Below are 6,074 nucleotides of genomic sequence, written 5' to 3' on the forward strand. Positions count from 1 at the left end.
ACTGTCTATTCTAGACATTTATCAGTCATATTGACAGTATTGGTTATGATTTGTTCGTTTCTAAATGTGCTAACTTACTGTCAGGAAGACAAAATGAATGAACAGGAAATATGGCTAAGACTTTCGCAAGTTAGCCGAGTTGGAATAAAAATAGCGCCAAAGATAGTATCTCAATTAAAACAAGTGGATAAAGTAAATCATACAGTCTTAAAAGCTTGTGGGCTGAATGAAATGCAACGATTGCAATTCCTTAATGTCTCTTTAAGGCGAATTGAATCAACGTTGAAATGGCTAGAAAATACAGAAAATCAATTGATTACATTTTTAGATGTGCAATATCCTTTTTTATTAAAGCAGATATATAACCCGCCATTATTACTTTTTGTGTCGGGACGAAGTGAATTATTATCTGAAAAGCAAATTGCTATTATAGGAAGTCGGCAAGTTACCGAGTATGGTAAGAAATGGACAGAAGCATTTGTTCGAAAATTTATAGATTACAAATTGACAATCACCAGTGGTTTGGCTCTCGGTATTGATGGTATTAGCCATAAAACAGCGATAGATAATCAAGGGAAAACAGTCGCTGTACTAGGAAGTGGGCTTTCCTATATTTATCCGAAACAACACTTTGATTTAGCAGAAAGAATTAGGTCTGAAGGTGTATTAGTTTCAGAGTATTTTCCTGATGCTCCCCCATTACCAAAACAGTTCCCTCGAAGAAACCGTATCATTAGTGGGCTAAGTAAAGCAGTATTGGTTATCGAAGCGGGTATGAAAAGTGGATCGTTGATTACAGCCCGATATGCAATTGAACAAAATCGGGATCTATTTACACTGCCGGCACCATTAGGTAACTCCGCATTTAGCGGTAATCACTGGTTGATACAACAAGGGGCATATCTGCTGGTAGAACCCGAAGACATATTATTGCATCTAGAATGTTCACCAAATTGGATACAACCAGAATTGGAGATTGAAACCTCTGCACAGACAGAGTTAAATCTGACAGAAAGTCGGATTTTAGGTATGGTAGGGTACCAATCGACCCCTGCAGATATCATCGCTACTGAATTACAGTTACCTATCACGCAAGTGATTTCAGCCTTAACTGAATTAGAGATTAATGGCGCAATTATATCAGTGGCTGGTGGATATATCAGAGTAAACTAGTCATTGAAAAAAGAGTGGATTAAACAAAAACATGTCTAAGCAATTGCCTTTTGATACAGATAAAAATGAGTACTGTCCTGAATGTAACTCTTTGCTCGTTATCCGTAACGGAGCTCATGGGCCTTTTTTAGCATGTTCTGGTTACCCTCAATGTCATTATATTAAGCCATTAAGAGCTGTTGCAGAGACTCACATTGTCAAAGTATTGGAAGGTCAAAGCTGTCCTAAATGCGGGTATGATTTGGTATTAAAACAAGGGCGTTTTGGGATGTTTATCGGTTGTAGCCACTATCCTGGATGTGAACATACAGAGCTCATTGATAAACCGGATGAAACTAAGGTTCCTTGTCCTCAATGCCAAACAGGCAATTTGCTACAAAGAAAATCCCGTTTTGGTAAAACTTTTTATGCTTGCGATAATTATCCTAACTGTCAGTTTATCCTGAATAATAAGCCTGTAGTGGGAAAATGTCAGTCTTGTGAATACCCATTACTTATGGAAAAAAAGGTTGGACAGGGAGTAAGATTGTTCTGTGCCAGCAAACGCTGCGGTAAGTTACAAGAAGAATCATGAGTTAAAACTATGCAAAATCAATCTACACCTGCAATTAAAAATATTATTGAAGCACTGAAACAACAACAAGTTATCGCTTATCCCACTGAAGCTGTTTTTGGCTTAGGGTGTGACCCTGATAGTGAGGTTGCGGTAAATAAATTACTTGAATTGAAACAGCGCCCTTGGGAAAAAGGGTTAATTTTGATCGCTGATAATTATGAGCAACTCAAAAATTATATCGATGACAGCAAACTTAATGAGCAACAGCGTCAAGCGATGTTTGCTACGTGGCCAGGACCTGTCACTTGGGTAATTCCTGCAAAGAAAACAACACCAAAATGGTTAACGGGTCAATTTGATACTTTAGCTGTTCGTGTCACAAACCATGAGTTAGTGAAAGAGCTTTGCAGTGAATATGGCAAACCAATCGTATCAACGAGTGCAAATTTGAGTGGATTGGAACCATGTCGAACCACAGAAGAAGTGATTGCACAGTTTAAAGAAACGATCCCGGTTCTTGATGGGGCTGTTGGTGGAAGATTAAATCCATCAGAAATTCGAGATGCTTTGACTGGGCAATTATATCGTAAAGGATAATGATTAATGGGAATGTTTGCAGTTTTTGGTAACCCGATTCAACACAGTAAATCACCGTCAATACATCAAATGTTTGCCAAGCAGACAGGCATTGATCTTGAATACCAGAAAATACTTTCTCCTGTAGAAGATTTTGAAGCCTATTTATCAGATTTCTTCGAAAAAGGCGGGCAGGGTGCAAACATTACATTGCCGTTTAAAGAAAGAGCCTTTCAATACGTATCAGAGTTGACAGAAAGAGCCCAAACCTGTGGTGCCGTAAATACGATTAGAAAACTCGATAATCACCGTTTGTTGGGTGACAATACGGATGGTGCTGGATTGTTGCTTGATCTACAGCGCCTTGGATTTGTGTCACCCACAAGCAAAATATTGGTTATTGGAGCTGGTGGTGCAACTCGTGGCGCTCTATTACCTCTACTTGAGTACGGCTGCGATATTACATTGACTAACAGAACCTTTATAAAAGCAGAATCTTTAGCTCACCAGTTTTCGGCTCTTGGGAAAATACAGAGTAGACCAATGGAGCAGCTCATTTCAGCAGAGTTTGATCTAATCATTAATGGTACTTCTTCTGGAGTGACTGGCGAGATCCCTAAAATCAATCCTGAACTATTTTCCCAACAGACCGCATGCTATGACATGTTTTATCAACGAGGTTTAACACCGTTTTTGTCATTTGCTAAGCAGTATAAAGTGAATAAGCTAGCGGATGGCTTAGGTATGCTGGTTGGGCAAGCAGCATTTGCTTTTAAACTTTGGCATGGGGTGATTCCAGAGATAGAACCAGTATTAAAAGAGTTAAAAAAGGAACTTGAATAATGAATCAGGCGATTCAATTTCCAGATAGGGAAGTGTGGGATCCCGCTATTAATAAGATACGTTTCCCTGTTTTAGTCAATGGGCTACTTTCAGAGTGTGTTGTCTCACAAACACTACTTATTAGGCGCTATGGGCAGAATGAAACTCCACTGGCACTTTTTCAACATTATCGTTGGGATATAGAAGAAGAGTTCGAGGCCTTGATTGAACAAGGACTCGATAATGAAAATGGCTTCTATGAGTTGTTGGACGATAAATAATTATTTTTCCACTCAACATAGTTATTAGCTGAATAACGTAAATGGTTAAGTTCAGCTTCGGTGAGTTTTCGAATCGCTTTGGCTGGGCTTCCCATATATAAGTAGCCAGACTCTAGTTTTTTTCCTTGAGTGACGAGGCTATTAGCGCCGATCACTACATCATCTTCAATAATAGCCCCATCGATTACGATAGATCCCATACCGACAAGAACTCGATTACCGATCGTGCATCCATGCAGCATGGCTTTATGCCCAACAGTGACATCTTCCCCAATGATTAACGGATTTCCATCAGGATTGCTGGTGGACTTATGGGTGACATGTAGAATTGAACCATCCTGAATATTTGTACGTGCACCTATAGAGATATAATTCACATCACCACGTAGTACTGATAGTGGCCAGATACTTACATCTTCGGCTAAGCGAACATCTCCAATGACGACAGAAGATGGATCAATAAAAACAGTAGCAGCGACAGAAGGGAAGGTTTTTAAATAAGGTCTTAAAGATGTATTCATATTCGTAGCCATAAAACGTAGATGGATATAAAGGTAACTATAAAGAAGCTCTTAATTAAGAATCAAAGGGCAGTAAGAATAGAATTATACGGCAAAACAGCTGTTTTTATAACCATAATGATAGTAAAAAAAGCATAATGATGAAATTATCTGCAAACGATATTTTTTTTAAAAAAAAAGGTTGTGTAATTTTCCGAGCTCCCTATAATGCGCATCCGTTGTCACGATAAACCGGCTCGAAGAAAACCTCGAAGCCCCGTGATAACAGAGGTGAAGAAAGAAAATAGTTGAAAATAATCGCTTGACTTTCTAAATAAAAAACGTAGTATACGACACCTCGCGACAATGACCTAAAGTCGATAATCGAAAGATTAAGTCGCACCGCTCTTTAACAATTTATCAGACAATCTGTGTGGGCACTCACAGGACACTATCAAAAAAATATTTGATTTTAAGTCTTGAAGAGTGACTAACACGTTAATTCATATATATGAACTAATAGGTAATTTGGTTTCTTCGGAAATCAAACGACAGTAAACATTCTTTGAGCATCAAGCTTTTTAATTGAAGAGTTTGATCATGGCTCAGATTGAACGCTGGCGGCAGGCCTAACACATGCAAGTCGAGCGGTAACAGGGGAAGCTTGCTTCTCGCTGACGAGCGGCGGACGGGTGAGTAATGTATGGGGATCTGCCCGATAGAGGGGGATAACTACTGGAAACGGTAGCTAATACCGCATAATCTCTAAGGAGCAAAGCAGGGGAACTTCGGTCCTTGCGCTATCGGATGAACCCATATGGGATTAGCTAGTTGGTGAGGTAATGGCTCACCAAGGCGACGATCCCTAGCTGGTCTGAGAGGATGATCAGCCACACTGGGACTGAGACACGGCCCAGACTCCTACGGGAGGCAGCAGTGGGGAATATTGCACAATGGGCGCAAGCCTGATGCAGCCATGCCGCGTGTATGAAGAAGGCCTTAGGGTTGTAAAGTACTTTCAGTTGGGAGGAAGGCGTTGATGCTAATATCATCAGCGATTGACGTTACCAACAGAAGAAGCACCGGCTAACTCCGTGCCAGCAGCCGCGGTAATACGGAGGGTGCAAGCGTTAATCGGAATTACTGGGCGTAAAGCGCACGCAGGCGGTTGATTAAGTTAGATGTGAAATCCCCGGGCTTAACCTGGGAATGGCATCTAAGACTGGTCAGCTAGAGTCTTGTAGAGGGGGGTAGAATTCCATGTGTAGCGGTGAAATGCGTAGAGATGTGGAGGAATACCGGTGGCGAAGGCGGCCCCCTGGACAAAGACTGACGCTCAGGTGCGAAAGCGTGGGGAGCAAACAGGATTAGATACCCTGGTAGTCCACGCTGTAAACGATGTCGATTTGGAGGTTGTTCCCTTGAGGAGTGGCTTCCGGAGCTAACGCGTTAAATCGACCGCCTGGGGAGTACGGCCGCAAGGTTAAAACTCAAATGAATTGACGGGGGCCCGCACAAGCGGTGGAGCATGTGGTTTAATTCGATGCAACGCGAAGAACCTTACCTACTCTTGACATCCAGAGAACTTAGCAGAGATGCTTTGGTGCCTTCGGGAACTCTGAGACAGGTGCTGCATGGCTGTCGTCAGCTCGTGTTGTGAAATGTTGGGTTAAGTCCCGCAACGAGCGCAACCCTTATCCTTTGTTGCCAGCACGTTATGGTGGGAACTCAAAGGAGACTGCCGGTGATAAACCGGAGGAAGGTGGGGATGACGTCAAGTCATCATGGCCCTTACGAGTAGGGCTACACACGTGCTACAATGGCGTATACAAAGAGAAGCGACCTCGCGAGAGCAAGCGGAACTCATAAAGTACGTCGTAGTCCGGATTGGAGTCTGCAACTCGACTCCATGAAGTCGGAATCGCTAGTAATCGTAGATCAGAATGCTACGGTGAATACGTTCCCGGGCCTTGTACACACCGCCCGTCACACCATGGGAGTGGGTTGCAAAAGAAGTAGGTAGCTTAACCTTCGGGAGGGCGCTTACCACTTTGTGATTCATGACTGGGGTGAAGTCGTAACAAGGTAACCGTAGGGGAACCTGCGGTTGGATCACCTCCTTACCATTGAAGTGTACTTGTGAAGTGCTCACACAGATTGTCTGAT

At 42.2% G+C, this 6,074-nt stretch carries 6 protein-coding genes and 1 rRNA gene; 6 read left to right on the plus strand and 1 reads right to left on the minus strand.

From position 1 onward, the window contains the following. Positions 1–93 precede the first annotated feature (93 nt). The 5 genes from dprA to GKR48_RS00215 are packed head-to-tail and all read left to right on the plus strand — an operon-like array spanning position 94 to position 3,408. Positions 94–1,173: a DNA-processing protein DprA gene (gene dprA / locus GKR48_RS00195; RefSeq protein WP_154626034.1), complete on the plus strand. Its 1,080-nt coding sequence runs from the start codon at positions 94–96 to the stop codon at positions 1,171–1,173. A gap of 31 nt (positions 1,174–1,204) precedes the next feature. After that, positions 1,205–1,747, plus strand: coding sequence for a DNA topoisomerase family protein (locus GKR48_RS00200; RefSeq protein ID WP_154626036.1), 543 nt, complete (start codon positions 1,205–1,207; stop codon positions 1,745–1,747). 9 nt (positions 1,748–1,756) lie between these two features. Then, a complete protein-coding gene (gene tsaC / locus GKR48_RS00205) occupies positions 1,757–2,326 on the plus strand; it encodes an L-threonylcarbamoyladenylate synthase type 1 TsaC (protein ID WP_154626038.1) in 570 nt (189 codons plus the stop codon). Positions 2,327–2,332: 6 nt separating this feature from the next. Then, positions 2,333–3,148, plus strand: coding sequence for a shikimate dehydrogenase (gene aroE, locus GKR48_RS00210; RefSeq protein ID WP_154626040.1), 816 nt, complete (start codon positions 2,333–2,335; stop codon positions 3,146–3,148). Next, positions 3,148–3,408 (plus strand): DUF1488 domain-containing protein, encoded by a 261-nt coding sequence (locus tag GKR48_RS00215; RefSeq protein WP_154626042.1) that lies wholly within the window; start codon positions 3,148–3,150, stop codon positions 3,406–3,408. Before aroE ends, GKR48_RS00215 begins: the two co-directional genes overlap by 1 nt. On the opposite strand, the gene GKR48_RS00220 is transcribed toward GKR48_RS00215, so the two are convergent. Next, positions 3,384–3,929 carry a gamma carbonic anhydrase family protein gene (locus GKR48_RS00220; RefSeq protein ID WP_154626044.1) on the minus strand — a complete coding sequence of 182 codons (546 nt, stop codon included), beginning with the start codon at positions 3,927–3,929 and terminating at the stop codon, positions 3,384–3,386. The genes GKR48_RS00215 and GKR48_RS00220 overlap by 25 nt on opposite strands. Before the next feature lie 561 nt (positions 3,930–4,490). On the opposite strand from GKR48_RS00220, the gene GKR48_RS00225 reads away from it, so the two are divergent. Then, a 16S ribosomal RNA gene (locus GKR48_RS00225) occupies positions 4,491–6,031 on the plus strand. The last annotated feature ends 43 nt before the right edge of the window (positions 6,032–6,074 follow it).

Source organism: Providencia sp. wls1943 (genome assembly GCF_009706275.1).
Taxonomy (GTDB): domain Bacteria; phylum Pseudomonadota; class Gammaproteobacteria; order Enterobacterales; family Enterobacteriaceae; genus Providencia; species Providencia zhijiangensis.